The organism is Streptomyces polyrhachis, from assembly GCF_042663125.1.
In the GTDB taxonomy this organism is placed as follows: Bacteria; Actinomycetota; Actinomycetes; order Streptomycetales; family Streptomycetaceae; genus Streptomyces; species Streptomyces polyrhachii.
Genome location: NZ_JBHSZO010000005.1, coordinates 158,490 through 185,472, shown reverse-complemented (window position 1 = coordinate 185,472; position 26,983 = coordinate 158,490). Strand labels below are relative to the sequence as shown.

Annotated in this window: 22 protein-coding genes and 1 pseudogene; 13 read left to right on the top strand and 10 right to left on the bottom strand. The window is 73.5% G+C overall.

The genetic code is table 11. From position 1 onward, the window contains the following. Positions 1–34 precede the first annotated feature (34 nt). Positions 35–484, top strand: coding sequence for a hypothetical protein (locus ACFQLX_RS05230; protein WP_386412429.1), 450 nt, complete (start codon positions 35–37; stop codon positions 482–484). A gap of 79 nt (positions 485–563) precedes the next feature. Here the strand turns inward: ACFQLX_RS05230 and ACFQLX_RS05225 are convergent, their stop codons facing one another. From ACFQLX_RS05225 to ACFQLX_RS05210, 4 genes are all read right to left on the bottom strand, one after another. Then, positions 564–1,475 (bottom strand): LysR family transcriptional regulator, encoded by a 912-nt coding sequence (locus ACFQLX_RS05225; RefSeq protein ID WP_386412427.1) that lies wholly within the window; start codon positions 1,473–1,475, stop codon positions 564–566. Between the two features lie 110 nt (positions 1,476–1,585). After that, complete coding sequence (locus ACFQLX_RS05220; protein WP_386412426.1) at positions 1,586–2,800, bottom strand: glycine C-acetyltransferase; 1,215 nt, start codon at positions 2,798–2,800, stop codon at positions 1,586–1,588. Between the two features lie 101 nt (positions 2,801–2,901). Next, positions 2,902–3,930: an L-threonine 3-dehydrogenase gene (tdh, locus tag ACFQLX_RS05215; RefSeq protein ID WP_386412424.1), complete on the bottom strand. Its 1,029-nt coding sequence runs from the start codon at positions 3,928–3,930 to the stop codon at positions 2,902–2,904. Positions 3,931–4,221: 291 nt separating this feature from the next. Continuing rightward, positions 4,222–5,322, bottom strand: coding sequence for an endonuclease/exonuclease/phosphatase family protein (locus ACFQLX_RS05210; RefSeq protein ID WP_386412422.1), 1,101 nt, complete (start codon positions 5,320–5,322; stop codon positions 4,222–4,224). Positions 5,323–5,523: 201 nt separating this feature from the next. Between ACFQLX_RS05210 and ACFQLX_RS05205 the strand changes: the two genes are divergently transcribed. Next, positions 5,524–6,990 (top strand): carboxylesterase/lipase family protein, encoded by a 1,467-nt coding sequence (locus tag ACFQLX_RS05205; RefSeq protein ID WP_386412420.1) that lies wholly within the window; start codon positions 5,524–5,526, stop codon positions 6,988–6,990. Between the two features lie 16 nt (positions 6,991–7,006). Here the strand turns inward: ACFQLX_RS05205 and ACFQLX_RS05200 are convergent, their stop codons facing one another. After that, a complete protein-coding gene (locus ACFQLX_RS05200) occupies positions 7,007–8,401 on the bottom strand; it encodes a 6-phospho-beta-glucosidase (protein WP_386412418.1) in 1,395 nt (464 codons plus the stop codon). A 147-nt stretch (positions 8,402–8,548) separates the two neighbouring features. Here ACFQLX_RS05200 and iolC point away from each other — a divergent pair, with 147 nt between their 5' ends. The 5 genes from iolC to ACFQLX_RS05175 all read left to right on the top strand — a co-directional run bounded on the left by iolC (position 8,549) and on the right by ACFQLX_RS05175 (position 14,280). Next, entirely contained in the window at positions 8,549–9,502 is a 954-nt protein-coding gene (iolC, locus tag ACFQLX_RS05195) for a 5-dehydro-2-deoxygluconokinase (protein ID WP_386412416.1), read from the top strand. Further along, positions 9,499–10,380, top strand: a complete 882-nt coding sequence (gene iolB / locus ACFQLX_RS05190) for a 5-deoxy-glucuronate isomerase (RefSeq protein WP_386412413.1) — start codon at positions 9,499–9,501, stop codon at positions 10,378–10,380. Before iolC ends, iolB begins: the two co-directional genes overlap by 4 nt. Further along, a complete protein-coding gene (iolD, locus tag ACFQLX_RS05185) occupies positions 10,377–12,263 on the top strand; it encodes a 3D-(3,5/4)-trihydroxycyclohexane-1,2-dione acylhydrolase (decyclizing) (RefSeq protein WP_386412412.1) in 1,887 nt (628 codons plus the stop codon). Before iolB ends, iolD begins: the two co-directional genes overlap by 4 nt. 24 nt (positions 12,264–12,287) lie before the next feature. Next, complete coding sequence (locus ACFQLX_RS05180; protein WP_386412409.1) at positions 12,288–13,214, top strand: TIM barrel protein; 927 nt, start codon at positions 12,288–12,290, stop codon at positions 13,212–13,214. Positions 13,215–13,275: 61 nt separating this feature from the next. Beyond that, positions 13,276–14,280 carry a Gfo/Idh/MocA family oxidoreductase gene (locus ACFQLX_RS05175; protein WP_386412406.1) on the top strand — a complete coding sequence of 335 codons (1,005 nt, stop codon included), beginning with the start codon at positions 13,276–13,278 and terminating at the stop codon, positions 14,278–14,280. 43 nt (positions 14,281–14,323) lie between these two features. Here the strand turns inward: ACFQLX_RS05175 and ACFQLX_RS05170 are convergent, their stop codons facing one another. After that, a complete protein-coding gene (locus ACFQLX_RS05170; RefSeq protein WP_386412404.1) occupies positions 14,324–15,355 on the bottom strand; it encodes a LacI family DNA-binding transcriptional regulator in 1,032 nt (343 codons plus the stop codon). 299 nt (positions 15,356–15,654) lie between these two features. Between ACFQLX_RS05170 and ACFQLX_RS05165 the strand changes: the two genes are divergently transcribed. The 5 genes from ACFQLX_RS05165 to ACFQLX_RS05145 all read left to right on the top strand — a co-directional run bounded on the left by ACFQLX_RS05165 (position 15,655) and on the right by ACFQLX_RS05145 (position 22,263). Further along, the gene (locus ACFQLX_RS05165) at positions 15,655–16,950 is read left to right on the top strand and encodes an extracellular solute-binding protein (RefSeq protein ID WP_386412402.1); all 1,296 of its coding nucleotides are present in this window, start codon (positions 15,655–15,657) and stop codon (positions 16,948–16,950) included. Positions 16,951–17,107: 157 nt separating this feature from the next. Beyond that, positions 17,108–17,995, top strand: coding sequence for a carbohydrate ABC transporter permease (locus tag ACFQLX_RS05160; RefSeq protein WP_386412497.1), 888 nt, complete (start codon positions 17,108–17,110; stop codon positions 17,993–17,995). A 26-nt stretch (positions 17,996–18,021) separates the two neighbouring features. Then, complete coding sequence (locus tag ACFQLX_RS05155; protein ID WP_386412399.1) at positions 18,022–18,918, top strand: sugar ABC transporter permease; 897 nt, start codon at positions 18,022–18,024, stop codon at positions 18,916–18,918. A gap of 68 nt (positions 18,919–18,986) precedes the next feature. Next, positions 18,987–20,672 carry a glycoside hydrolase family 13 protein gene (locus ACFQLX_RS05150; RefSeq protein WP_386412397.1) on the top strand — a complete coding sequence of 562 codons (1,686 nt, stop codon included), beginning with the start codon at positions 18,987–18,989 and terminating at the stop codon, positions 20,670–20,672. Positions 20,673–20,790: 118 nt separating this feature from the next. Beyond that, positions 20,791–22,263: an SDR family NAD(P)-dependent oxidoreductase gene (locus ACFQLX_RS05145; protein ID WP_386412395.1), complete on the top strand. Its 1,473-nt coding sequence runs from the start codon at positions 20,791–20,793 to the stop codon at positions 22,261–22,263. 49 nt (positions 22,264–22,312) lie between these two features. Here ACFQLX_RS05145 and ACFQLX_RS05140 read toward each other — a convergent pair whose 3' ends face one another. From ACFQLX_RS05140 to ACFQLX_RS05130, 3 genes and pseudogenes are all read right to left on the bottom strand, one after another. Further along, positions 22,313–22,990, bottom strand: coding sequence for a maleylpyruvate isomerase N-terminal domain-containing protein (locus ACFQLX_RS05140; RefSeq protein ID WP_386412392.1), 678 nt, complete (start codon positions 22,988–22,990; stop codon positions 22,313–22,315). Positions 22,991–23,400: 410 nt separating this feature from the next. Beyond that, positions 23,401–23,940 (bottom strand): annotated as a pseudogene (locus ACFQLX_RS05135) (PadR family transcriptional regulator); the annotation flags it as partial. Positions 23,941–24,007: 67 nt separating this feature from the next. After that, complete coding sequence (locus ACFQLX_RS05130) at positions 24,008–26,026, bottom strand: oxidoreductase (protein WP_386412389.1); 2,019 nt, start codon at positions 26,024–26,026, stop codon at positions 24,008–24,010. Between the two features lie 124 nt (positions 26,027–26,150). Here ACFQLX_RS05130 and ACFQLX_RS05125 point away from each other — a divergent pair, with 124 nt between their 5' ends. Then, entirely contained in the window at positions 26,151–26,537 is a 387-nt protein-coding gene (locus ACFQLX_RS05125; RefSeq protein WP_386412387.1) for a YchJ family protein, read from the top strand. A 13-nt stretch (positions 26,538–26,550) separates the two neighbouring features. On the opposite strand, the gene ACFQLX_RS05120 is transcribed toward ACFQLX_RS05125, so the two are convergent. Next, positions 26,551–26,799 (bottom strand): hypothetical protein, encoded by a 249-nt coding sequence (locus ACFQLX_RS05120; RefSeq protein WP_386412384.1) that lies wholly within the window; start codon positions 26,797–26,799, stop codon positions 26,551–26,553. Between the last annotated feature and the right edge of the window lie 184 nt (positions 26,800–26,983).

Below are 26,983 nucleotides of genomic sequence, written 5' to 3'. Positions count from 1 at the left end.
TTCGTTGTCCTCCCCCTCGCGATAGGAGAGCCCCATGGCGCCTCGATTCCCCGGTGCGGCGGCCGTCGCCCTGTGCGCCGCCCTTACGGCCCCGGTCTGGCTGCCGGCGTCCGCCGCGTCCGCCGCCCCCGCCCACCCGGGCCACCACCCCCCGCAGACCTGCACGACCCCGGACGGCGGTGCGCAGGGCTCCTTCCGCGCGGAGTTCACCACCGCGCGCCGGGTGGAGCTAGACATCCACGCCAAGGACCTGAAGGCGGACCGCCGCACGGCGCAGGTGCGACTGGTGACCGTCAGTCCCGACGGCTCGCGCCACTACTACCGCTGGCACGCCGTCCCCAACGGCAAGCACGGCGTCTGGAAGACCTTCGCCCTGAACCGCAAGGGCATCGTCTCCGCCCACCTCCAGACCCAGAACGTGGGCCGCGACGGCCTGGTATGGGGGACGTGCGTGACGAAGAAGGCCCTCAACCCGCACTGGTAGGCCGTCAGTTCACCGTCGCCGGCCGGGCGCCCACCGCCACAGGCCACCCGGCCGGCGACGGTTCTCGCTGTGCACGCTCCTACGGGGACACCCCTCCCAGGGTGTCCAGTACGGGCCGCAGCAGGGGATGCGACTCCGCGCCCTGGCGGACCGCTGCGAAGACCTTGCGGGTGGGGGCCACCGAGTCCACCGGGCGCACCACCGCCCCTGCTCCCGGGGCGCCCGGTTCGATGCCGCGCAGTGCCGAGCGCGGGACCAGGGCGACCCCGGCGCCCGCCGAGGCCAGCGCCACCACCGCGCGGAAGTCGTCCGAGGAGTGCTCGAACTGCGGCTGGAAACCCGCGTGTTCGCAGGCCAGTACCACCACGTCGTGGCAGGGGTTGCCGGGGTAGGGGCCGATCCAGGTGTCCTTCGCCAGCTCCGCCAGCGCCACCCGCCGTGCCCCCGCGCACCGGTGGCCGACCGGCAGCACCGCGTCGAACGGCTCCTCGTAGAGCGCCACCCGCGTCAGGCGCGGATCGTCGGCGCCCGGCGCGCCCCGGTACTCCACCGCCACCGCGATGTCGACCTGCCGGTCCAGCACCATCGCCAGGCTCGCGTCGCCCTCCGCGTCCAGCACCCGCACCCGGATCCCCGGCGCGCTGCGGGCCAGCTCCGCCAGCGCGGGGCCGACCACCAGGCCGATCCCCGTCGCGAAGGCGGCGAGGGTCACCGTGCCCGCCGCGCCGCTGCCGTACGCGGCCAGCTCCGCCTCCGCCCGCTCCAACTGGGCGAGCACCGCGTTGGTGTGCCGCAGCAGGATCTCCCCGGGCGGTGTGAGGCGTACCCCCTTGGCGCCGCGCTCGACCAGCTTGTGGCCCGTCTCCTGCTCCAGCGCCGCCAGCTGCTGCGAGACGGCCGACGGCGTCAGGTACAGCGCGGCGGCCGCCCCGGTGACGCTGCCGTGGTCCGCCACCGCGCGCAGGATGTGCAGCCGCCGTGCCTCGATCATGCGGCTGATTCTCCCACGGTGCGGGTACGCCGAGAGGCCGTTCCCGGGCGGGGGAGCGGCCTCGTACGGGCGGTGCGGGCGGTGCGGGAGGTGCCTCAGGCGGCGGGGTCTCAGGCCGCCGCCTCCTCCGCCTCCAGCGCCGCGCGCGCGTCGACGAACGCGTCCACCGCGCGGTTGACGTCCTCGGTGGAGTGCGCCGCCGAGAGCTGGACGCGGATGCGGGCCGCGCCCTGGGGGACCACCGGGTAGGAGAAGCCGATCACGTACACCCCGCGCTCCAGCAGGAGTTCGGCCATCCGCGCCGCCCTGGCCGCGTCGCCGATCATCACCGGGGCGATGGCGTGGTCGCCGGGCAGGATCTCGAAGCCGGCCTCGGTCATCCGCGAGCGGAACAGCCCGGTGTTCGCGGCTAGTCGGCCGCGCAGCCCGTCGGCGCCCTCCAGCAGGTCCAGCACCTTCAGCGAGGCGGCGGCGATCACCGGGGCGAGGCTGTTGGAGAAGAGGTACGGGCGCGAGCGCTGGCGCAGCAGCGCCACGATCTCCGCGCGCGCGGCCACGTAGCCGCCCGAGGCGCCGCCCAGCGCCTTGCCCAGCGTGCCGGTGATGATGTCGACGCGGTCCATGACGCCGTGCAGCTCGGGCGTACCGCGACCGCCGGGGCCGACGAAGCCCACCGCGTGGGAGTCGTCGACCATCACCATCGCGTCGTAGCGCTCGGCGAGGTCGCAGATCTCCGCGAGCGGCGCCACGTAGCCGTCCATCGAGAAGACGCCGTCGGTGACGATCAGCTTGCGCCGCGCGCCGCCCTCGTCGGCGGCCTTCAGCTGCTGCTCCAGGTCGGCCATGTCGCGGTTGGCGTAGCGGAAGCGGCGGGCCTTGGACAGCCGGATGCCGTCGATGATGCTGGCGTGGTTGAGGGCGTCGGAGACGACCGCGTCCTCGGGGCCGAGGATCGTCTCGAAGACGCCGCCGTTGGCGTCGAAGCAGGAGGAGTAGAGGATCGTGTCCTCCTGGCCGAGGAAGGACGACAGGCGCGCCTCCAGCTCCTTGTGCACCTCCTGGGTGCCGCAGATGAAGCGCACCGAGGCCATGCCGTAGCCCCAGCGGTCCAGCGCCTCGTGGGCGGCGGCGACGACCTCGGGGTGGTCGGCGAGGCCGAGGTAGTTGTTGGCGCAGAAGTTGAGCACCTCGCCGGGGCGGCCGCCGGAGCTGACCTGGACGCTGGCGGACTGCGGGGTGTCGATGACGCGCTCGGGCTTGTGCAGCCCGGCGGCGGTGATCTCGTCGAGGACGGCCTGGAGCTGGGGGCGTGCGGAGTCGAACATACGGGTCCTTCGTCGGGCGTACGGGCGTACGGGCGGACGTACGGATGGTGGGGCCGGGGGGACGGGCGCGGTGGCCCGTACCCCCGGCCGGACGGCGTCGGTCAGACGGTCCAGTCGAGGAGGATCTTGCCGCTGCGGCCGCTGGCCGCGTCGTCGAAGGCGGCCTCGAACTCGGTGTACGGATAGCGGCCCGTGATCACCGGCGAGAGGTCCAGACCCCGTTCGACCAGCACGGACATCGCGTACCAGGTCTCGAACATCTCCCGGCCGTAGATGCCCTTGATCGTGAGCATCGAGGTGACGACCCGGGCCCAGTCGACGGCGAACTCCTCGGCCGGCAGCCCCAGCATGGCGATCTTCCCGCCGTGGGTCATGTTGGCGATCATGTCGCGCATCGCGGCCGGGTTGCCGGACATCTCCAGGCCCACGTCGAAGCCCTCGCGCAGGCCGAGCGTGCGCTGGCCCTCGGCGATCGGCGTCTTCGCCACGTCCAGCGCGAGGCTGACGCCGATCTTGCGGGCCAGCTCCAGGCGCTCCTCGCTGACGTCGGTGATCACCACGTTGCGGGCACCGGCGTGGTTGGCGACGGCGGCGGCCATCAGGCCGATCGGGCCGGCGCCGGTGATCAGCACGTCCTCGCCGACGAGCGGGAAGGAGAGCGCGGTGTGCACGGCGTTGCCGAAGGGGTCGAAGATCGCGGCGGTGTCGAGGTCGACGGGGACGCGGTGCACCCAGACGTTGGAGGCGGGCAGCGCCACGTACTCGGCGAAGGCGCCGTCGCGGCCGACGCCCAGGCCGACCGTGGCGCGGCACAGGTGGCGGCGCCCGGCCAGGCAGTTGCGGCACTTACCGCAGACGAGGTGCCCCTCGCCGCTGACCCGGTCGCCGACGGCGATGTCGCCCACGTCGCGGCCGGTCTCCACGACCTCGCCGACGAACTCGTGGCCGAGGACCAGCGGGGTGTCGATCACCGACTGCGCCCAGCCGTCCCAGTTGCGGATGTGCAGGTCCGTGCCGCAGATCCCGGTGCGCTGCACCTTGATGAGCACGTCACCGGGGCCGAGCTGCGGCTCCGGTACATCCGCCAGCCACAGTCCTGGCTCCGCCTTGGCCTTGACCAGCGCTTTCACCGTTGGGCTCCCTTTTCGGTCGTTCTCGCGCGCATATGTGCGCCCGCAGCTGCTCCCTGTCGGGCAAAGCGTAGCGAAACGGTCATGCCGGGTGGGGGGAGCGTGGGCCCCGGCGGGGCACCGGGCACGACCATGCCGTAGATCGGGGGCCGGGGCCATCGAGGTTTTCTTAAGGGCGGTCGCAGGTCTGCTTCACGCCGCCGATCCGCCGGACGAGGCCCGGGGTCCGGTCCGGGCGAGGGCCTGGGTCCGGTCCGGGCGAGGGCCTGGGTCCGGTCCGGAGTACGGAACCTAGGGACGCGCCAGCCTCAGCACCGCGACCACGCCCGCGTGGTCCGAGGGCCAGAAGCCGGTGGGGGAGGAGCGGTCCGCCTCCTCCTCGCCGATCACCTCCGCCGAGACGAAGCCGATGCCCCGCGGCTGCGCCAGCACGTAGTCGATACGGTGCGTGATCCGGCCGGGGTCCAGCAGCGAGTCCGTTTGGCCCGAGGTCCAGCCGCCGTCCACCTCGCCGCCCGAGGCGAGCCAGGAGTCGGCGAAGCCCGCCGCCGCCACGATCCCGTACGCGCCCGCGCCGTCCGTGGGACGGGAGTTGAGGTCCCCGGCCAGCACCACCGGGTACGGGGAGGCGGCCAGCGCCGCGGCCATCTCCTGCGCCTGCGCGTTGCGGACGGCCGCCGGGCCGAACGCCTCCAGATGCGTGTTGGCGAAGCGGAAGGTCTTCCCGCGCACCGTCACGTCCACCGCCGACCAGCCGCGCGGCACCGTGAAGGAGAGCCCCGGGATCCGGCTCGGGATCACCAGTTTCGCGGCGAAGGTGTGCTCCTGCGCGTCCGAGGTCCGCAGCCGCGAGACCGGCAGCCCCTCACGCACGATGATCACGTCGCGGTCGGTGAAGCGCGCCTGCTCGGTCGCCGAAATCGGCAGCTGTCCGGTGAAGTTGGTGTTCACCGCCACCGCCCGGTAGGGCGTACCGCGCTCGGCCAGCTCGGCGAGGAGGATCGCCAGGAAGTCCTGGGTGACGGCCGGCTCGCCGGTCAGGGGGCCGCGCTCCCACCGTGCCACCTCCTGCAGACCGACCACGTCGGGCGCCCGCGCGGCCAGCAGGTCGGCGATGGCGGTGGCGCGCTCGGGGAAGTTCGTCGACTCCATCGCCCGGTAGGTCTCGCCCGCGCGCTGGACCAGCTCGGCCTGGCTGGTCGCGGCGAAGAGGGGCTGCAGGTTGGCGCCGAGGTAGAGGTTGTACGAGGCCGTGCCCACCGTCCGCGGTGCGGGCGGCGGCGCCTCGGCCGCGCTCGCCGCCCCCGCGCCCGTACAGCTGAGGAGGAGGGCCAGCAGCGAGAGCGCTGCCCCCGCGATCCGTCCACCGGGTCCGCGTCTGCCGGTCGGCACAGTTCCCACCCCTTTGCGTCGTCACCGCATGCCGCCTGTCCGGGGCATACCACCAGTGCCGCACGGGCGGGGGCAAGGGGCGTGCACGGACGGACGGGGACCCCCGCAGGATCTGTACCGAAGACCGACCGGCCGGTATGTTGACTGGTCCGTACCGCTCGGGCCCGGCGCCCGCAGCGCGCCCACCGGAAGAGGAGCCCGATGGACGTCGTCGTCAGTATCAAGCAGGGCCGGCTGCGCGGCCGTGCCACCGGGGGAGTGGCCTCCTTCAAGGGCATCCCGTACGCGCCCGCCCCCGTCGGCCCCGCGCTGTACGAGGCCCCCGGCGCGCCCCCGGCCTGGGAGGGTGTGCGGGAGGCCGTCGCGTACGGGCCGACCGTGCCCCACCCCGCGTACCAGCCGCCCTTCGAGGAACTCCTCACCGACCCGGCGATCGAGGGCGGGGAATGCCTCAACCTCAACGTGTGGACCCCCGACCCCGGCGCCACCGGACTGCCCGTGCTGGTGTGGATCCACGGCGGCGCCTTCCGCAACGGCTCCAGCGCCGTACCGGCCTACGACGGGCACGCCTTCGCCCGCGACGGCGTGGTCATGGTCAGCCTCAACTACCGCCTGGGCGTGCCCGGTTTCGCCGCCCTCCCGGACGCCCCCGCCAACCTCGGACTGCGCGACCAGCTCGCCGCGCTGGAGTGGGTGCGCGACAACATCGCGGCCTTCGGCGGCGACGCCGACCGCGTCACGATCGCCGGGGAGTCGGCCGGCGCGATGAGCGTCACCACCCTGCTCTCCCTGCCGCAGGGCGCCGGCCTCTTCCGGCGCGCCGTCACGATGAGCGGCGCCGGCCAGGGCGTGGTGACGCTGGAGGACGCGCGGCTGGTGGCGGCCGAGACCGCCAAGCTGCTCGGGGTGGAGCCGACCGCCGCGGGCTTCGGGCAGGTCGCCGCGGAGCGGCTCATGGAGGCGCAGGCGCAGATCGGCGCGGACGTCTCCTTCCAGCGCGACCGGGCGCGCTTCGGATCCAGCGTGGTGGCCGCGGGGATGGCCTATCCGCCGGTCGTGGACGGGGAGTTCCTCCAGCGGCCGCCGCTGGAGGCGATCGCCGCCGGGGCCGGAAGCGAGGTGGCGCTGCTGACCGGTACGACCGCGGAGGAGTACCGCCTCTTCGTCGTACCGACCGGCCTCGCCCCCTTCGTCGACGAGCCGCTCCTGCACGGCATGGTCGGCGCGGAGCGCGCCGCGCACTACGCCGCCAACCGGCCCGGCGCCTCCCCGGGCGACCTGCTCTGCGCCGCGATCACCGACAGCTACTTCCGCGTCCCCGCGATCCGGGTGGCGGAGGCGCGCGCGGGCGGGCCGGCCGCCACGTACATGTACGAGTTCGCCTGGGGCACCGAGACCAGCGGTCTGGGCGCCTGCCACGCCGTCGAACTCGCCTTCATGTTCGACACCTTGGACGTCCCCGGCCGCGGCCCGCTGGTCGGCGACAACCCGCCGCGCGACCTCGCCCGGCGGATGCACGCCGCCTGGGTGGCCTTCGCCACCGACGGCGATCCGGGCTGGGTGCCGTACGAGGTGGGGACGCGGCCGGTGATGGTCTTCGACGAGCCGGCGCGCGGCGTCGTCCACGACCCGCGCGGGGACGAACGGGCGCTGTGGGACGGGCGTTGAGGTCCGCGGATCTGTCTCAGCGCAGGTACGCCAGCCCCGGGTGCGCCGCGCGGTAGTCGTCCACCAGCCGCCGTGCCACGCCCACCGAGTCGACCAGGGGGTGCAGCGCGAACGCCGTCGCCGCGTCGGTGCGCGAGCCGGACGCGGCGGCGGCCAGCGTCGCGCGTTCGGCGGCCTTCACGGCGCCGACGAGCGCGGCGGCGTGCGGCGCCAGCGGGGAAACCGCCAGCGGATGCGCCCCGTTGGCGTCCGCCAGGCAGGGGACCTCCACCACGGCGTCCGCGTCCAGACCGGGCAGCGCGCCCCGGTTGCGGACGTTGAGGATCAGCGTGGCGCGCTCGTCGCGGGCGATGGCCCGCATCAGGGCGAGCGCCACCTTCTCGTAGCCGCCGGACTCGGTGAGCCCAGTAAGCGACGCCGTGTCGCGCGCGCCGGCTCCGGCGGCCTGCCGGCTCTCCGCCATGTACGTGGCCTCGCGCTCGGCGCGCGTGTCGTCCCAGGTGCGCAGGGCGGGGGCGGCCGGGTCGGCCAGGCGCGCGTAGAAACCGGCCTGCTGGGCGTGGAGGAAGGCGCCGCGGGTCTGCGGGGCCTGCCGGTAGGCGCGGACCGCCTCGCGGTGGAAGTAGTAGTAGTGCAGGTACTCGTTGGGGACCGCGCCCAGGGCGCGGATCCACTCCGCGCCGAAGAGCCGGCCCTCCTCGAAGGAGCCCAGCAGCTCGGAGTCGGCGAGCAGGCGCGGGAGTCGGTCGCGCCCGTCGACGTGCAGGGCGCGCAGCCAGCCGAGATGGTTCAGGCCCGCGTAGTCGGCCCAGACCTCCCCCGCCCCCGCCCCCGACCCCGGACCCGCCCCCGATCCCGACCCGCCCCCCGCGTCCAGCGCGTGCGCCACCCGGCGGACGAGGCCGACGGGGGAGTCGCAGATGCCGATCACCCGGTCGCCCAGCCGCCGGGACACGGCCTCGGTGACCAGGCCGGCGGGATTGGTGAAGTTGATGAACCAGGCGTCCGGGGCGAGGGCGGCCGTCCGCTCGGCGATGTGCTCCACCACCGGCAGGGTGCGCAGCCCGTACGCGATGCCGCCCGCGCCGACCGTCTCCTGGCCGAGCACGCCCGCGTCCAGCGCGATGCGCTCGTCGGCCGCCCGGCCCGCCAGGCCGCCGACCCGGATCGCGGAGAAGACGAAGTCGGCGCCGCGCAGCGCCCCGTCCAGGTCGGTGGTCGCGCTCACGTCGGGCGCGTCGGCCTGCCCGGCCGCCTGCTCGGCCAGTACCCGGGCGACGGCGGCCAGCCGGCCCGCGTCCACGTCGTACAGCGTCACCTCGGTGACCCGGCCGGGGGCGCGGTCGGCGAGCAGGGCCCCGTACACGAGCGGGACGCGGAAGCCGCCGCCGCCCAGGATGGTGAGTTTCACGGCGCCTCCGTAGGCGGGGTCGGGACGATCACGCTACCGGGGCGGCGGCGGGACCCTTGACAGACGGGCCGACCCGGAACAGCGTGATCCCCAGGGTAGGGCGGGCGCGGGAGCCGTCCCTCCCCGCGGATCGGGAGAGGTGGGTCGATGGCGCTGGACGTGCTGACGATGGGGCGGGTCGGGGTCGATATCTATCCGCTGCAGAGCGGCGTCGGGCTGGCGGAGGTCGCCTCCTTCCGCCGCTACCTGGGCGGCAGCCCCGTCAACGTGGCGGTGGCGGCGGCCCGTTACGGCCGCAGCGCCGGGGTGGTCACCAAGACCGGCGCCGACCCCTTCGGCGCCTTCGTCCGCACCGCGCTCACCGGATACGGCGTGGACACCGCGCAGGTGGGCGTGTCGCCGGGGCTGCCGACGCCGGTGGTGTTCTGCGAGCTGTTCCCGCCCGACGACTTCCCGCTGTACTTCTACCGCTTCCCCAAGGCCCCCGATCTCGACATATCCATCGGTGAGTTGGACCTCGACGCGATCCGCGCCGCCCGCGTCTTCTGGATGACCGGCACCGGTCTGTGCGAGGAGCCGAGCCGTTCGGCCACCCTGGCCGCCCTGCGGGCCCGCGACCGTGCCCGGCACACGGTCTTCGACCTGGACTGGCGCCCGATGTTCTGGCGCACCCCGCCGCGCGACTGGTACGGGCAGGCGCTCGCCCACGCCACGGTCGCCGTCGGCAACCTCGCGGAGTGCGAGGTCGCCACCGGCGAGAGCGATCCGTACCGGGCGGCAAGGGCCCTGCTCGCCACGGGCGTTGAGCTGGCCGTCGTCAAGCAGGGCCCGCGCGGGGTGCTGGCCGTGCACCGCGACGGCACCACCGTCGAGCAGCCGCCCGTGCCGGTCGACGTCGTCAACGGACTCGGCGCCGGCGACGCCTTCGGCGGCGCGCTGGTGCACGGACTGCTCGCCGACTGGGAGGTGGAGCGCACCCTCGCCTTCGCGGGCGCGGCCGGCGCCCATGTCGCCGGACAGCTGGCCTGCTCCGACGCCATGCCCACCGAGGCCGAGGTGGAGCGGCTCCTGGGCGCCGTCCGCGCGCAGGGGGCGCGATGACCAAGACCCATCTGCGGGCGGGCGAGAGCGCCGAGGGCCCGTACCGCACGGTCATCACTCCCGAGACGGCCGGCTGGCGCTACAGCGGGCTGCGGGTCCTGGACGCCGCCCCCGGGGTGGTGTACGCCGTGGCGACCGGAGACGCGGAGCACCTGGTGCTGCCGCTGGCGGGGGGCTGCGCGGTGGAGGCCGAGGGCGCCTCGTACCGACTGGTCGGCCGCAGCGGCGTGTTCGGGCCGCCCAGTGACTTCCTCTACCTGCCCCGCGACTGCGAGGCCCGCCTCACCAGCCGCGACGGCGGCCGCTTCGCGCTGCCCAGTGCCCGCTGCGAGCGGCGGCTGCCCGTGCGCTACGGGCCCGCCGGCGCCGTGCCGATCGAGCTGCGCGGGGCCGGGAGCTGCAGCCGCCAGGTGCACGACTACTGCCTGCCGCACACCTTCGCGGCCGAACGGCTGCTGGTCTGCGAGGTGCTGACCCCCGGCGGCAACTGGTCCTCCTACCCGCCGCACAAGCACGACGAGCAACACCCGGGTACTGAGAGCGAGTTGGAGGAGGTCTACTACTTCCAGACCGCCCCCGGCGGCCTGGGCTACCAGCGCGTCCGCGGCACCCCCGGGCGGCCCCTGGACGTGCTGGCGGAGGTCCGCGACGGCGACACGGTGCTCGTCCCGCACGGCTGGCACGGGCCGTCGACGGCCGCGCCGGGCTACGACCTGTACTACCTCAACGTCATGGCAGGACCCGGCCCCGAGCGGGCCTGGCTGATCCGCGACGACCCGGCGCACGCCTGGGTACGCGCCACGTGGCCGGGGCAGCAGGTGGACCCCCGGCTGCCGTTCGCCGCGGCCCCGCACCCGCAGCACGGAGGAGCCCGGTGAGACTCACCACCGCCCAGGCGCTCGTACGCTTCCTGGCCGCCCAGTACAGCGAACGCGACGGCCGCGAGCGGCGGTTGGTCGACGGGGTGTGGGGCATCTTCGGCCACGGCAACGTCGCCGGGATCGGGCAGGCGCTGCTCCAGCACGCCGAGGAGCTGCCCTACTTCCTGGCCCGCAACGAGCAGGCCATGGTGCACACCGCCGCCGCCTACGCCAAGGCCCACGACCGCCTCGCCACCTTCGCCTGCACCACCTCCGTCGGCCCCGGCGCCACCAACCTCGTCACCGGCGCCGCCCTGGCCACCACCAACCGGCTGCCCGTCCTCCTCCTGCCCGGCGACACCTTCGCCACCCGGGTCGCCGAGCCCGTACTGCAGCAGCTGGAGGACCCCCGCCACGGCGATGTCTCCGTCAACGACGCGCTGCGGCCCGTCTCGCGCTACTTCGACCGCGTCCAGCGCCCCGAGCAGCTCATCCCCGCCGCCCTGGCCGCGATGCGCGTGCTCACCGACCCGGCGGAGACCGGCGCGGTGACCCTCTGCCTGCCGCAGGACGTCCAGGCCGAGGCCTTCGACTGGCCCGAGGAGTTCCTCCGCCGCCGCGTCTGGCACGTGGGACGCCCGCAGCCCGAGCCGGCGGCGCTCGCCCGCGCGGCGGCGCTGCTGCGGCAGGCGCGCAGACCGCTGATCGTCGCCGGCGGAGGGGTGGTGTACTCCCAAGCCTGCGAGGAGCTGCGGGAGTTCGCCGCCGCGACCGGCATCCCGGTGGCCGACACCCACGCCGGGAAGGGCGCGATCGGCTGGGACCACCCCTGCGCGGTCGGCGCGCTCGGCGCCACCGGGACGGCCGCCGCGAACCGGTTGGCCGCCGAGGCCGACGTGGTGCTCGGCATCGGCACCCGCTACAGCGACTTCACCACCGCCAGCCGCACCGTCTTCGCCGACCCCGCCGTCCGCTTCGTCAACCTCAACACCGCCCGCCTGGACGCCGTGAAGCACGCCGCCGAGCCGCTGGTCGCCGACGCCAGGGCCGGCCTGGAGGGGCTCGGCCGCGCGCTGGCGGGCTGGCGTACGGACCCCGCCTACCGGGCCCGGGTGCGCCAACTGGCCGACGACTGGCGGCAGATCACCGACCGCGCCTACCGCGCCGGCCCCGGACCGCTGCCCGCCCAGACCGAGATCCTCGGCGTCCTGGACGAGGTGCTGGGCGAGCGCGACGTCGTCGTGGCCGCCGCCGGCTCGCTGCCCGGCGACCTGCAGGCGCTCTGGCGGGCCCGCGACCCGAAGGCGTACCACGTGGAGTACGCCTACTCCTGCATGGGCTACGAGATCGCCGCCGGGGTCGGGGTGAAACTGGCCGCGCCCGAGAGGGAGGTGGTGGTGCTGGTCGGCGACGGCTCGTACCTGATGATGTGCCAGGAGCTGGTGACCGCCGTCTCCGAGGGGCTGAAGCTCACCGTCGTGCTGGTCGACAACGGCGGCTTCGCCTCCATCGGCGCGCTCTCCGAGTCCCTCGGCTCGCAGCGCTTCGGCACCCGCTACCGCTACCGCGACCGCAAGACCGGCCGACTCGACGGCGCCCCGCTGCCCGTGGACCTGGCGGCCAACGCCGCGAGCCTGGGCGCGCGGGTGCTGCGGGCGTCCGGTACGGCCCAGTTCCGCGCCGCGCTGAACGAGGCGCGCGCCGCCGGGGAGACCACCGTCGTGCACGTCGCCACCGCACTCGTCCCACCGGCCCCGGACGGCGGCTACCCCCTGCCGCCCGGGGCGCCCGGGGCGGCCTGGTGGGACGTGCCGGTGGCCGAGGTCGCCGACGACGAGGCCACCCGGGCCGCCCACGCCGCGTACCGCGAAGCCAAACGGGCCCAGCGGCCGTATCTGTAAGCCACCTCGGGAAGGACCTCCCTCATGGCAACCCCCGCCCCGCACCGCCGCACCGCCGGCAACCTCTGCCTGGGCTCCGCCCCCGACTCCTGGGGCGTCTGGTTCGCCGACGACGAACGCCAGGTCCCCTACACCCGCTTCCTCGACGAGCTGGTCCAGGCGGGATACCGCTGGCTGGAGTTGGGCCCGTACGGCTACCTGCCCACCGAACCCGACCGGCTGGCCGAGGAGTTGGCCGCGCGCGGGCTGCGGGTCTCCGGCGGCACCGTCTTCGGCGCCCTGCACCGCCCCGACCTGTGGGACGAGACCCTCGCCCAGGTCCGCCGCGTCGCCGCGCTCACCGCCGCCGCCGGCGCCCGCCACCTGGTCCTCATCCCGCCGCTCTACCGCGAGGAGAAGACCGGCGCCTTCACCGAACCGCCCGAACTCGACGCCGCCCAGTGGGCGTTGCTCGGCCGCACCGCCGACCGGCTCGGGCGGCTGCTGCGCGAGGAGTACGACATCCGCCTCGTCGTCCACCCGCACGCCGACAGCCACATCCAGACCCAGCCGGAGATCGAGCGCTTCCTCAACGCCACCGACGCCCGCTGGACGGGGCTGTGCCTGGACACCGGCCACGTCGCCTACGGCGGCGGCGACAACCTCGACCTCATCCGCCGCTTCGGCGAGCGCATCGGCTACGTCCACATCAAGCAGATGGACCCCGCGATCCTCGCCCAGGTCGCCGCCGAGAAGCTCTCCTTCGGCGAGGCGGTGAAACGCGGCGTCTGCGTCGAACCCCCGGCGGGTGTCCCGCACCCCGCCGAGATCGTGGCGCAACTCACCCGGCTGGACGCGGAGTTGTTCGTCATCGTGGAGCAGGACCTCTACCCCTGCGCCCCCGAGGTCCCGCTGCCCGTCGCGGTGCGCACCCGCGCGTACCTCGGCGGACTCGGCCTCACCGCGACCTGACCCACCCGAACTACCTGACCCACCCGAACCACCAGATCAACCTGGACGGAGAGCAGTCCGCATGACCGTACGGATAGGCGTGATCGGCACCGGTGCCATCGGCCGCGAGCACATCGAGCGCGTGACCCGCACCGTCAGCGGGGCCCGGATCAGCGCGGTGGCCGACCTCGACACCGCCGCCGCTGAGAAGGCCGCCGCCCGCTGCGGCGCCCGAGTCGCCGCCTCGGGCGCCGAGTTGATCGGCGCCGACGACGTGGACGCGGTGCTCGTCGCCTCCTGGGGCCCCACCCACGCCGAGCACGTGCTCGCCGCCGTCGCCGCCGCCAAACCGGTCCTGTGCGAGAAACCCCTCGCCACCACGGTCGCCGACTGCCGGCGCATCATGGCCGCGGAACAGCGCCTGGGCCGCCGCCTGGTGCAGGTCGGCTTCATGCGCCGCTACGACCCCGGCTACCGCGAGGTCAAACGGGCCGTCGAGGACGGCCGCATCGGCCGCCCGCTGCTGATGCACTGCGCCCACCGCAACCGCTCGGCGCCGCTCGCCTACACCACCGAGATGGCCGCCCAGGACAGCGCCGTCCATGAGATCGACGCCGCGCGCTGGCTGCTCGCCGACGAGATCGTCTCCGCCCAGGTCGTCCTGCCCCGCTCCACCAGCCGCCGCCACCCGCACCTCGCCGACCCGCAGGTGATGCTCTTCGAGACGGCCGGCGGGGTCCGTATCGACGTCGAGGTCTTCGTCAACTGCCAGTACGGCTACGACGTCCAGTGCGAGACGGTCGGCGAACTCGGCCTGATCCGCCTCCCCGATCCCGCCCGCCCCCACCTGCGCGCCGCCGCCCGCGCGGGCACCGAGATCGACCAGGGGTGGGGCGAGCGCTTCTCCGCCGCCTTCGACGCGGAACTGCGGGCGTGGTGCGACTCAGTTGCGGCCGGCACGGCGAGTGGCCCCAGCGCCTGGGACGGCTACGCGGCCACGGCGGTCGCGGCGGCGACGGTCGAGGCCCAGCGCACGGGCGGCGTGGTCCCGGTGGCGGTGGGGGAGCGCCCGGCGCTGTACGCGTGAGGGGGGCCGGCCGGTCAGGTCACCGCGGACGGGCGCCACGGGTTCAGTCCGCGGCCGCCCGCGCCCGCGGGACCGCGGCCGTCGAGCCCCGCACCACCAGCTCCGGCATGAACACGAACTCGCTGTGCGGCGCCGGCGTCCCGCCGATCTCCTCCAGCAGCGCCCGCACCGCGGCCTGCCCCATCGCCGTCACCGGCTGGCGGATCGTGGTCAGCGGCGGGTCGGTGAAGGCCACCAGCGGGGAGTCGTCGAAGCCCACCACCGAGACCTCGCCGGGGACGGACAGCCCGCGCTGGCGCGCGGCCCGTATCGCCCCCAGCGCCATCATGTCGCTGGCGCACACCAGCGCCGTGCAGCCGCGCTCCAGCAGCGCGGAGGCCGCCGCCTGGCCGCCCTCCAGCGAGTACAGCGAGTGCTGCACCAGCTCCCTGGCCTGCGACTCGCCCACCTCCAGCAGCTCCGCCATCGCCGAGAGGAAGCCCTCCGTCTTGCGCTGGACCGGCACGAACCGCTTCGGCCCGAGGGCCAGCCCGATGCGCCGGTGGCCCAGCGAGACCAGATGCGTCAGTGCCAGCTTCATCGCCGCCCGGTCGTCGGGGGAGACGAACGGGGCGCGGACCTGCTCGGAGAAGCCGTTGATGAGGACGAACGGCACCCCCTGGCCGCGCAGCCGCTCGTAGCGCGACATGTCGGCGGAGGTGTCGGCGTGCAGGCCGGAGACGAAGACGATGCCGTCGACGCCGTGGTCGACCAGCATCTCGGTCAGCTCGTCCTCGGTGGAGCCGCCCGGCGACTGCGTCGCCAGCACCGGCGTGTAGCCCTGGCGGGCCAGCGACTCGCCGATGACCTGGGCGAAGGCCGGGAAGATCGGGTTGTCCAGCTCCGGGATGATCAGCCCGATGAGGCCCGCGCTGCGCTGGCGAAGCCGCACCGGCCGCTCGTAGCCCAGGACGTCCAGCGCCGCCAGCACCGACTGGCGGGTGGTGGCGGCGACCCCCGGTTTGCCGTTGAGAACCCGGCTGACCGTGGCCGCGCTCACCCCCGCCTGGGTGGCGATATCGGCAAGTCCCGTCATCGTGGGGGTGCTCTCTCTTCGTCCGTGGTGCTGGCGCTGGCACCGTAACAGCTGTGCAAGGCTTTGCGATAGTGCTTGCAGTCGCAGCCGCTCCCACCGCCGTGCGGACCCCGCCGCCCCCGTTCCGTACCCCCAGACCGCCCACCGGATGCGGGGCGGCAACGTACCGGACACGCGATGGTAACGATCGAGGGCTCTTGCGGAAAAGCTCTGCAAGGTCTTTCGCAAGGCTTGCGGAGCTGTTAGCTTCCTCCGCGTCCGGCGCCGCGATGAAGCGGTCCACCTTTGAAGGAGTTCACATGCGACGTGGCATACCCCAGCGGGTGTTCACAGCCACCGCCCTTGTCGCAACCCTTGCGCTCGCGGCGACGGCTTGCGGTGACAACGGCGACAGCGACGGCAAGTCCGCCGACAAGCCCGTGACGATCACGTGGTGGGACACCTCGAACGCCACCAACGAGGCCCCCAACTACCAGGCCCTGATCAAGGACTTCGAGAACAAGAACCCGAAGATCAAGGTCAAGTACGTCAACGTGCCCTTCGACCAGGCGCAGAACAAGTTCCAGACGGCCGCCGGCAGCAAGGGCGCCCCGGACGTCATCCGCGCCGAGGTCGGCTGGACCTCCTCCTGGGCCAAGCTGCAGTACCTCGCCCCGCTCGACGGCACCGCCGCGCTGGACAAGCAGGACGACATCACCCCCTCGCTGCTCAAGCAGGCGCAGTACGAGGGCAAGACCTACGGCGCCCCCATCGTGACCGACACCCTCGGCCTGATGTGGAACAAGGACCTCCTGAAGAAGGCCGGCCACGACAAGGCCCCCGCCACCTGGGACGAGCTCAAGCAGGTCGCCAAGGACGTCAAGGACAAGGCCGGCGTCGACGGCTTCTGGCTGAACAACGCCACCTACTACGAGCTGCCCTTCCTCTACGGCGAGGGCACCGACATGGTGGACGCCGCGGGCAAGAAGATCACGATCAACTCCCCGGAGGCCGTCAAGGCCGTCGACATCTCCAAGGACGTCCTCGCCGCGCCCGGCGTGGCCAAGCTGGACGTGACCGCCGACGCCTACGCGCACATGCAGGACGCGTTCGTCAACGGCAAGGTCGCGATGATCGTCCAGGGTCCCTGGGAGCTGACCAACATCCTGAAGGGCAAGGCCTTCACCGACCCGGCCAACCTCGGCGTGGCGTCCCCCCCGGCCGGCTCCACCGGCAAGTCCGGCGCCCCGACCGGCGGCCACAACCTCTCCGTCTACGCCGGCTCCCCGAAGGCCGAGCAGGAGGCCGCGCTGAAGTTCGTCGGCTGGATGACCTCCGGCGAGACCCAGGCGCAGATCGCCCTGAAGAACGGCACCCTGCCCACCCGCACCTCCGCCTACACCGCCGAGGTCAAGGCCACCCCGGGCATCGCGGACTTCCAGCAGGTGCTGGCCGACTCCGCGCAGCCGCGCCCGGAGCTGCCCGAGTACAGCACCCTGCTGGGTGACTCCTTCGGACAGAACCTGACGAAGATCCTGCAGGGCAAGCAGTCCACGCAGGAGGGTCTGGACAAGATCGCCGAGGACTACAAGAAGCTGCTGAAGGACTTCAGCTGACCCGGTGAACCACCGGTGCGGCCGGCCTCCCCAGGGGGCCGGCCGCACCGGTCATCGCCGTATCCGACCCCCGTACCACGATTCCGCGCGGCCCCGAGGTGCCATCGTGATCACACGCATCAAGCAGTCCTACAACCGCCACTGGTACGCCTACGCCATGGTGGCGCCGGTCGTGGCCGTGCTCGGCCTGCTGGTGGCCTACCCGCTGGGCCGCGGCGTCTACCTCTCCCTCACCGACGCCAACAGCGACAACGTCGGCCGCACCATCGGCGTCAACGAGATCCCCGACGCCTTCCCCTTCGTGGGCCTCGACCACTACGTCGACATCCTCACCGGCAGCGGCTCCGACACCTTCTGGCAGCAGTTCGGCTGGACGCTCTTCTGGACCGTCTCCTGCGTCGCCCTGCACTTCGGCATCGGCCTGGGCCTCGCCTCGCTCCTCAACCGCGAGCTGCGCGGGCGCACCTTCTACCGCCTGGTGCTGATCCTGCCCTGGGCCGTGCCCACCTTCGTCACCGTCTTCTCCTGGCGGCTGATCCTCGCCGACGACGGCGGCGTCCTCAACGCCGCGCTGGGCTGGGCCCACCTGCCCACCCCCGACTGGCTGAGCGAGCCCTTCTGGCAGCGCACCGCCGCCATCATGGTCAACACCTGGTGCGGCGTGCCGTTCATGATGCTCTCGCTGCTCGGCGGCATGCAGTCCATCCCCAGTGAGCTGTACGAGGCCGCGGAGACCGACGGGGCCAGTGCCTGGCAGCGCTTCCGGCACGTCACGATGCCGGGGCTGCGCTCGGTCAGCTCCACCGTGGTGATGCTGGGCTTCATCTGGACGTTCAACCAGTTCATCATCATCTTCCTGCTCTTCGGCAACAGCGCCCCCGAAGCGCAGATCCTCGTCACCTGGGCCTACGAACTGGGCTTCGGCCAGACCCCGCGCGACTACGCCGGCTCGGCCGCCTACGGCGTGATCATCCTGTCGATGCTCGTCGTCCTCGTCTCCTTCTACCGGCGCTGGCTCGCCCGCAACGAGCAGGCGGCGGCCTGATGACCCACGAGAGGACAGCCACGGCCATGGCAACCACCACCCCCACGAGCGACACCGCCGCCCCCGTGCAGCCGGCGCGCGCCGCGCGGCGCCGCGGGCAGCGCGGGCCCGGCGCCTCGCTGGCGCTGCACGCCACGCTGCTGACCGCCGCGTTCGTCGCCTTCTTCCCCGTCGGCTGGATCACCTGGATCTCCCTGGGCCCCGACAAGACGGACTTCCTGCACGCCGACGAGATCGCCGGGAAGCTGAGCCTGGCGAACTACAGCAAGGTCCTCGGCGACACCGAGTTCATCAGCTGGTTCACCAACTCCCTGATCGTGGCGCTCGGTACGTGCGTGCTGGCCGTCTTCGTCGCCGCCAGCGCCGGCTACGCCGTCTCCCGGATGCGCTTCCCCGGACACCGGCAGCTGATGTGGGCGTTCCTGGTCACGCAGATGTTCCCGATGGCGATCCTGATCGTGCCGCTGTACAACCTGGCGGCCGGCCTGGACCTGCTGGACACCTACTGGATCCTGATCCTGGCCAACTGCACCACCGCGTTCCCGTACTGCGCCTGGCTGCTCAAGGGCTACTTCGACACCATCCCGGTCGAGATCGACGAGGCCGGCCGGGTCGACGGCCTCAGCCCCTTCGGCACCTTCTACCGCCTCGTGCTGCCGCTGGCCCGGCCCGGACTGGCCGTCGCCGCCTTCTACACCTTCCTCACCGCCTGGGCGGAGTTCGCCTTCGCCTCGGTGCTGATGCTCAGCGAGGACAAGTACACGCTGCCCACCGGTCTGGCGACCTTCGTCAGCGAGCACGACCAGCAGTGGAACCTGATGGCCGCCACCGGCGTGCTGATCGCGCTGCCGGCCGCCGTGTTCTTCTACCTTGTCCAGCGGCACCTCGTCACCGGCCTGACCGCCGGTGCCGCCAAGTCCTGACCGCTCAGCCCTGACCCCCCAGTCCTGACCCCCTCCCGCCCGTCCGTACTTCTCCAAGGGACCGACGTATGACGCAGCACTCCGCCCTGCCCGCGACCGCAGGCCCCCGGGCCAGCCGGGACGGAGCCACCGGCTGGTGGCGCGACGCCGTGATCTACCAGGTGTACCCGCGCAGCTTCGCGGACGCCGACGGCGACGGCATGGGCGACCTGGAGGGCGTCCGCGCCCGGCTGCCCTACCTCGCCGACCTCGGGGTGGACGCCGTCTGGCTGAGCCCCTTCTACGCCTCCCCGCAGGCCGACGGCGGCTACGACGTCGCCGACTACCGGGCCATCGACCCGATGTTCGGCACCCTCCTGGACGCCGACGCCCTCATCCGCGACGCGCACGAGCTGGGCCTGCGGATCATCGTCGACCTGGTGCCCAACCACTCCTCCGACCGGCACGAGTGGTTCCAGCGCGCCCTGCGCGAGGGCCCCGGCTCCCCGGCCCGCGCCCGCTACCACTTCCGCCCCGGCAAGGGCGCGAGCGGTGAACTGCCGCCCAACGACTGGGAGTCCATCTTCGGCGGCCCCGCCTGGACCCGCGTGGCGGACGGCGAGTGGTACCTGCACCTCTTCGCCCCCGAGCAGCCCGACTTCAACTGGGAGCACCCCGCCGTCGCCGACGAGTTCCGCTCCATCCTGCGCTTCTGGCTGGACATGGGCGTCGACGGCTTCCGCGTGGACGTCGCCCACGGCCTGGTCAAGGCCCCCGGCCTGCCCGACATCGGCGGCGCCGAAGCAGGCGACCAGCTCAAGCTGCTCGGCAACGACGTGATGCCCTTCTTCGACCAGGACGGCGTCCACGGGATCTACCGCTCCTGGCGCACGATCCTGGAGGAGTACGACGGCGAGCGCATCGCGGTGGCCGAGGCGTGGACCCCCACCGTGGAGCGCACCGCGAACTACGTGCGCCCCGACGAGCTGCACCAGGCGTTCAACTTCCAGTACCTGGGCACCCCCTGGGACGCCGCCGCACTGCGCGAGGTCATCGACACCTCCCTGGCGGCGATGCGCCCGGTCGGCGCCCCCGCCACCTGGGTCCTGTCCAACCACGACGTCACCCGCCACGCCACCCGCTTCGCCCACGACGCCGCCCAGGGCACCCAGATCCGCGAGCCCGGCGACCGCGGACTGGGCCTGCGCCGCGCCCGCGCCGCGAGCCTGCTGATGCTGGCGCTGCCCGGCTCGGCGTACGTCTACCAGGGCGAGGAGCTGGGCCTGCCCGACGTCACCGACCTGCCCGACGAGGTCCGCCAGGACCCCGCCTACTTCCGCGGCGCCGGCCAGGACGGCTTCCGCGACGGCTGCCGGGTGCCCATCCCGTGGACCGTCGGCGGCACGTCCTACGGCTTCGGCACGGGCGGCAGCTGGCTCCCCCAGCCGGCGGCCTGGGGCGACCTGAGCGTCGAGGCGCAGAGCGGCGACCCCGACTCCACCCTGGAGCTCTACCGCCGCGCGCTCGCCGTCCGCCACGAGCACCCCGACCTGGGCGCCGGCGAGGCGGTGACCTGGCTGGACGCCCCCGAGGGCGTCTTGTCCTTCCGCCGCGGCGCCTTCGTCTGCACGGCGAACACCACCGGCGCCGAGGTCCGCCTCCCCGCCCCCGCGGCCCGCGTCCTGCTCACCAGCGGTACGGCCCCCGCGGTCGCCGGCGAGGAGGCCGTACTGCCCCCGGACACCACCGTGTGGTGGTCGGACACCCTCGCCTAGCCACCGCCGTGGTCGGGCGGCCGCCGGTCCGGAAGGCCCCGTTTTGGAAACACGGGGCCCCAGTCCGTACAGTCGATGCGGCGTATGCGATGCGCGGGAAGCAGAAGGCGACAGGACGATGACAGTGAGTGACAACCATCCCGGCGGGCCCGGTGACGAGCAGGAGCACCCGGGGATCGACCCCGAGCGGCTGAAGCTCTTCATGAGCATCGTCGACGAGCTCGACACACTGCCGATCGACCACCCCGACGCGATCGCGGTCCGCCAGGCCACCTCGCACATCTACCGCACGGTCAAGCAGCGCCGCCGCTCCGAGCGGCGCGCCGCGAAGACCGCGCACGACAAGGCCGTCACCGAGGCCACCGCGACCGGCGCCGCCGACCGCATCGACGACGAGACCCAGGGGCGGACGCTCACCGCGACCGCGACCAGCGAGATCGTCGGCGTGCTGCAGCGGCCCCGGTCCTGCTACATATGCAAGAGCCGCTACGTCGAGGTCGACGCCTTCTACCACCAGCTCTGCCAGCCCTGCGCCGCCGAGAACCGCCGGCGCCGCGACGCGCGCACCGACCTCACCGGCCGGCGGGCGCTGCTCACGGGCGGTCGCGCGAAGATCGGCATGTACATCGCGCTGCGGCTGCTGCGCGACGGCGCGCACACCACGATCACCACGCGCTTCCCGGCGGATGCGGTGCGCCGCTTCAAGGCGATGCCCGACAGCGGCGAGTGGCTGCACCGGCTGAAGATCGTCGGCATCGACCTGCGCGACCCCGCGCAGGTCGTCGGGCTGGCGGAGGAGGTCGCGGCGGCCGGACCGCTGGACATCCTGATCAACAACGCCGCGCAGACCGTCCGCCGCAGCCCGCAGGCGTATGCCTCGCTGGTCGACGCCGAGAGCACCCCGCTGCCCGCCGGCGAGCTGCCGGCGATGACGGTGCTGGGCACCTTCGGCAGCGGCGCCCCCAAGGCGCTCCCCGCCGCCGGCGCCCCCGCCCTGGACGCCAACGCCGTCACGGCCCTCGCGCTGACCAAGGGCAACGCCTCCCCGGCGCGCATCGAGGCCGGCACCGCCATCGACGCCGGCGGGCTGATCCCCGACCTGGACTCCAGCAACAGCTGGATCCAGAAGGTCGAGGAGGTGGACCCGCTGGAGCTGCTGGAGGTCCAGCTCTGCAACGTCACCGCGCCGTTCCTGCTGGTCAGCAGGCTGCGCCCGGCGCTCGCGGCCGCCCCGGCCCGGCGCAAGTACGTGGTGAACGTCTCCGCCATGGAGGGCCAGTTCAGCCGCGGCTACAAGGGACCGGGCCACCCGCACACCAACATGGCGAAGGCCGCGCTGAACATGCTCACGCGCACCAGCTCCACCGAGATGCTGGAGACGGACGGCATCCTGATGACGGCCGTCGACACCGGCTGGATCACCGACGAGCGCCCGCACCCCGACAAGATGCGCCTGGCCGACGAGGGCTTCCACGCCCCGCTGGACCTGGTCGACGGGGCGGCACGGGTCTACGACCCGATCGTGCGCGGCGAGCTGGGCGAGGACCTGCACGGCTGCTTCCTGAAGGACTACGCGCCCAGCCAGTGGTAGGGCCACCGCGCTGAACCGGCCCCGGTGGGCGCCCCCGTCGCGGGGGCGCTCACCCCAGCGTCAGCCAGTGCACCCCCAGCGCCTCCAGCCGTACGGACTCCTCGGCGCCGACCGGCTCGCGGCCGGTGGCTTTGCGCAGGAACAGCGCCCGGTCCCAGCCCAGTTCGGGCACGCCCTGCGGGGCCGGGGAGCCGAGCAGCAGCTCCTCCACCACGCCGGCGCCCTGCGGGGTCGTCCACGCGGGCCGCTCCAGCGCCAGCGCCAAGTCCAGCCCGTGCACGGCCAGTTCGACCACCCGCGTGACGAGGAAGTCGTCCAGCAGCATCGCGTCGCCGTGCCGGGTGGTGACGACCCGCTCCGCGGGCTCCGCCGCGCACAGGGCGTACGCCTCGCGCCAGACCTCCTCGAACGCCCGCACCTGGTCGGGGTGTTCGGCGGCCTCCTCCTGCGCCGAGGCGATGCGCACCGCGTCCGTGGCGGGGGAGAAGCGCTCGTCGGGGCGGTAGTAGCCGCGCGCCGAGACCTCCGCGCGCGCTGGCACCGGGCGCCGCGCCAGCATCACGGGCAGCCGGGCCGCCGTCATCCGTACGTGGGACAGCAGCTCGGCGACCGACCAGGGAGCGCAGCCGGTGGGGCGCGCCCAGTCCTCCCGCGCCAGGTCGCCCAGTGCGTCGGTGAGTTGACCGGCCTCGGCGGCGAAGGCGTCCAGTACGCGGTGATGATCCATCCCGAAATGCTAACGCGGCCGATGCGAACACCCGTTGCCACAACGCCTCTTCCGCGCGGAAACGGGGCGTGGGCGCGGCGCTCTGTCGGACCCCGGGGGTACGTTCGGGACGACGGCTGCTTCCTGCGGGGAAGCCGGGGGGAAGCCGCGTGCACCTTCGGAGCGCTGATGCGGGGTGAAGCACTCCGGTAGAGGGTAAGGGAGACGCAACGCGATCAGGGAGGGCGAGATGAACCAGCAGATCCGCATTCGCGTACGACCACGACCGATGCCGCGCCGGGACCGCGACCTGGATCTCAGGACGCCGTCGGGCCGGACGCTTCCGTACTGACGCCGCCGTCGGCCGACCGGCCGGTGGCGGCGTCCGTGCTGCCGGACTCCGTGCCGCCCGGGCCCGCAGGGGCGCCCGCGGCCGCGTCGATGGCCGCCAGCTCCTCGATCGCGTCCCCGAGGCATTCGATCCACTGGCGCTCCATCGCCAGGCCGGCCTTCAGCACCACGTGCTGCAGCCGCTGCGCCGGCGTCGGCTCGGGCGCGGCGAAGTCGCGCTCCTCGATGAGCCGGTACTCGGCGAACTGCCGCTCGTGCAGCCCGAGATGGCGCAGCAGCTCGGCCCGCAGCCCCTTTGTTCCGACCACCGCCGCCGCCCGCAGCCGCAGGAAGAGCGGCTCCCGCAGCGGCTTGGGATCCTGGCGGGCCCCCACCCACTCCCGCAGCTCCGCCCGCCCGGCGGGCAGCACCTCGTAGCGCCGCTTCTGCCCGCGCGCCGGCTGCGCACCCGCCAGCGAGCGGATCAACCCCGCGCCCTCCAGCCGCCCCAGCTCGCGGTAGATCTGCTGGTGGGTGGCCGACCAGAAGTACCCGATCGACCGGTCGAAGCGCCGGGTCAGCTCCAGCCCGGACGACGGCTTCTCGAGCAGCGCGGTCAAGATGGCGTGCGGGAGGGACATGGGCAGATCCTACGGACGATATCGCCGGCCCCGCGCCCGCGGACGCGGGGCCGGCGACGGCCGGGGGTCAGAAACCCGCCGCCAGGCGGGTGCCCTGGTCGATGGCGCGCTTGGCGTCCAGCTCCGCCGCCACGTCCGCGCCGCCGATCAGGTGCGCCTCGATCCCGGCCGCGGTGAGCGCCGCGTGCAGCTCGCGGCGCGGCTCCTGGCCCGTGCACAGCACGACGGTGTCGACCTCCAGCACCCGGCTCTCGCCGTCGACCGTCAGGTGCAGGCCCGCGTCGTCGATCCGGTCGTAGGAGGCGCCCGCGACCATCGTCACGCCGCGCTGCTTCAGCTCGTTGCGGTGGATCCAGCCGGTCGTCTTGCCCAGCCCCGCGCCGACCTTGCTGCTCTTGCGCTGCAGCAGGTGGACCGTGCGCGGCGACGTCGAGCGCTCGGGGGCGCGCAGGCCGCCGGCCGCCGCGTAGGAGGTGTCCACGCCCCACTGCCGGAAGAAGACCTCCGGCTCCTGCGCCGCGTTCTCGCCCTCGTCGGTGAGGAACTCCGCCACGTCGAAGCCGATGCCGCCGGCCCCGATCACCGCGACCCGCTCGCCGACCTCGGCGCCGTCGCGCAGCACGTCGAGGTACGTGAGCACGCTGGGGTGGTCGAGGCCCGGGATCTCGGGGATGCGCGGGGTGACGCCGGTGGCCAGGACGACCTCGTCGAAACCGGCCAGCTCCTCGACCCCGACCTCCCGGCCGAGGCGCACGTCCACCTTGTGGTCCGCCAGCTGGGTGCGGTAGTAGCGCAGTGTCTCGTCGAACTCCTGCTTGCCCGGCACCTTGCGGGCGATGTTCAGCTGGCCGCCGATCTCCTCGGCCGCGTCGAAGAGCGTGACCGCGTGCCCGCGCTCGGCCGCCGTGACCGCGCAGGCCAGACCGGCCGGTCCGGCGCCCACGACCGCGATGTGCCGGGCGGTGCGGGTGGGGGAAAGGACCAGCTCCGTCTCGTGGCAGGCGCGCGGGTTGACCAGGCAGGAGGTGATCTTCAGGCTGAAGGTGTGGTCCAGGCACGCCTGGTTGCAGCCGATGCAGGTGTTGATCGCCTCGGGCCGCCCCGCCCGCGCCTTGGCCACGAAGTCCGGGTCGGCGAGGAAGGGCCGCGCCATCGAGACCAGGTCCGCGCGGCCGGCGGCGAGGATCTCCTCGGCCAGCTCGGGGGTGTTGATGCGGTTGCTGGTCACCAGCGGGATCGTCACCGCGCCCATGACCTTCTCGGTCACCCAGGTGTACGCGCCGCGCGGCACGGAGGTGGCGATGGTCGGGATGCGCGCCTCGTGCCAGCCGATGCCGGTGTTGAGGATCGTGGCCCCGGCCGTCTCGATCTCCTTGGCCAGCGAGACGACCTCCTCCAGCGTGGAGCCGCCGGGGACCAGGTCGAGCATCGAGAGGCGGTAGACGACGATGAAGTCCGGGCCGACGCGCTCGCGCACCCGGCGCACGATCTCCAGCGGGAAGCGGGTGCGGTTCTCGTACGAACCGCCCCAGCGGTCCTCGCGCCGGTTGGTCTGCGCCGCGATGAACTCGTTGACCAGGTAGCCCTCGGAGCCCATGACCTCCACGCCGTCGTAGCCGGCGGCCTTCGCCAGCTCGGCCGCGCGCGCGAAGTCGTCGATGGTCTGCTCGACCTCGGCGTCGGTGAGGGCGCGCGGCGGGAAGGGGCTGATCGGGGCCTGCAGGGCGCTGGGGGCGACCAGGTCCTCGTGGTAGGCGTACCGGCCGAAGTGCAGGATCTGCATCGCGATCCGGCCGCCCTCGGCGTGCACCGCCTCGGTGATCACCCGGTGCTGGGCGACCTCCTCCTCGGTGGTCAGCTTGGCGCCGCCGCCCCAGGGTCGGCCGGCCTCGTTGGGGGCGATGCCGCCGGTCACGATCAGGCCGACGCCGCCGCGGGCGCGCTCGGCGTAGAAGGCGGCCATGCGTTCGAAGCCGTTCTCGGCCTCCTCCAGGCCGACGTGCATCGAACCCATGATCACGCGGTTGGGGAGCGTGGTGAAGCCCAGGTCGAGGGGGCTCAGGAGGTGAGGGTAGGAGTCGCTCATAGGACCTTTCTAGCGTGCGTCCGAGCGATTGTGCAATTAGTTGCACAGGAGTGTGAGGCAGGGCGCTCCGGCGGCTGCCGCCCGACCCCGGGGGCGGCCGGACACGGGGGCCCGGCCGGGCACAATGGCTCCCATGAGCACGTCCTGCCCCTGCGGCCTCCCCGCCCCCTACGCCCGGTGCTGCGGCCCGCTCCACGCCGGTACGGCCGCCGCGGTGACGGCCGAGCAGCTGATGCGCTCGCGCTTCTGCGCCTTCGCCCGGCGCGACGCGGCCTACCTGCTGCGCACCTGGCACCCCGCGCACCGCCCGGCCGCGATCGACTTCGACCCCAAGCTGCGCTGGGAGCGGCTGGAGATCCTCGACACCGCGGCGGGCAGCGCCTTCCACGACACCGGGGTGGTGGAGTTCCGCGCGCACTACCGCGACGGCGGCGAGGCGGGGGAGATGCGCGAGCGCAGCCGCTTCGTACGGCAGGACGGGGCGTGGGTGTACCTGGACGCCGAGGGCTGAGCCGCCGGCGCTTTCAAGCGCTCTCGTGCTCCGCGATCTCCGCCGCCTCGATCAGGCGCCAGCCCAGCTCCCGGGCCTCCTGCGGGCTGAGCGAGGCCCAGGCGTGCGAGGCGCCCTCGCGCTCGGGGCCGACGTCCAGCGCGACGCGCACCGCCCGGTGGCCGGGCACGCCGAGCCGCAGCCGGCGGATGGCGATCAGCCGCCCGCAGGCGGTACGCATCGCGACGGGCGCGGGCGGGCGCGGCTCTCTCGGCTCCTGCATACTGGCGGCCCTCCTCGGCTGTGGATCGGCTGGATCGACTGCGGCTCGCGGGGCCCCACCTGCCGCGACACCTGCCGCGACGGCGGGCGAAGTCCCTGTGAGAGACAGCGCCGGTCCGGTGCGCGGTATTCCACCGCGCACCGGACCGGCGCTGTACGTCCCGCGTGACCGCCCCGGGTCTCCC

Coding starts and splice junctions, on each gene's coding strand:
- ACFQLX_RS05230 (WP_386412429.1), top strand. CDS start 35: ATGGCGCCTCGATTCCCCGGTGCGGCGGCCGTCGCCCTGTGCGCCGCC.
- ACFQLX_RS05225 (WP_386412427.1), bottom strand. CDS start 1,475: ATGATCGAGGCACGGCGGCTGCACATCCTGCGCGCGGTGGCGGACCAC.
- ACFQLX_RS05220 (WP_386412426.1), bottom strand. CDS start 2,800: ATGTTCGACTCCGCACGCCCCCAGCTCCAGGCCGTCCTCGACGAGATC.
- ACFQLX_RS05205 (WP_386412420.1), top strand. CDS start 5,524: ATGGACGTCGTCGTCAGTATCAAGCAGGGCCGGCTGCGCGGCCGTGCC.
- iolC (WP_386412416.1), top strand. CDS start 8,549: ATGGCGCTGGACGTGCTGACGATGGGGCGGGTCGGGGTCGATATCTAT.
- iolB (WP_386412413.1), top strand. CDS start 9,499: ATGACCAAGACCCATCTGCGGGCGGGCGAGAGCGCCGAGGGCCCGTAC.
- ACFQLX_RS05180 (WP_386412409.1), top strand. CDS start 12,288: ATGGCAACCCCCGCCCCGCACCGCCGCACCGCCGGCAACCTCTGCCTG.
- ACFQLX_RS05175 (WP_386412406.1), top strand. CDS start 13,276: ATGACCGTACGGATAGGCGTGATCGGCACCGGTGCCATCGGCCGCGAG.
- ACFQLX_RS05170 (WP_386412404.1), bottom strand. CDS start 15,355: ATGACGGGACTTGCCGATATCGCCACCCAGGCGGGGGTGAGCGCGGCC.
- ACFQLX_RS05165 (WP_386412402.1), top strand. CDS start 15,655: ATGCGACGTGGCATACCCCAGCGGGTGTTCACAGCCACCGCCCTTGTC.
- ACFQLX_RS05160 (WP_386412497.1), top strand. CDS start 17,108: ATGGTGGCGCCGGTCGTGGCCGTGCTCGGCCTGCTGGTGGCCTACCCG.
- ACFQLX_RS05155 (WP_386412399.1), top strand. CDS start 18,022: ATGGCAACCACCACCCCCACGAGCGACACCGCCGCCCCCGTGCAGCCG.
- ACFQLX_RS05150 (WP_386412397.1), top strand. CDS start 18,987: ATGACGCAGCACTCCGCCCTGCCCGCGACCGCAGGCCCCCGGGCCAGC.
- ACFQLX_RS05145 (WP_386412395.1), top strand. CDS start 20,791: ATGACAGTGAGTGACAACCATCCCGGCGGGCCCGGTGACGAGCAGGAG.
- ACFQLX_RS05140 (WP_386412392.1), bottom strand. CDS start 22,990: ATGGATCATCACCGCGTACTGGACGCCTTCGCCGCCGAGGCCGGTCAA.
- ACFQLX_RS05130 (WP_386412389.1), bottom strand. CDS start 26,026: ATGAGCGACTCCTACCCTCACCTCCTGAGCCCCCTCGACCTGGGCTTC.
- ACFQLX_RS05125 (WP_386412387.1), top strand. CDS start 26,151: ATGGCTCCCATGAGCACGTCCTGCCCCTGCGGCCTCCCCGCCCCCTAC.
- ACFQLX_RS05120 (WP_386412384.1), bottom strand. CDS start 26,799: ATGCAGGAGCCGAGAGAGCCGCGCCCGCCCGCGCCCGTCGCGATGCGT.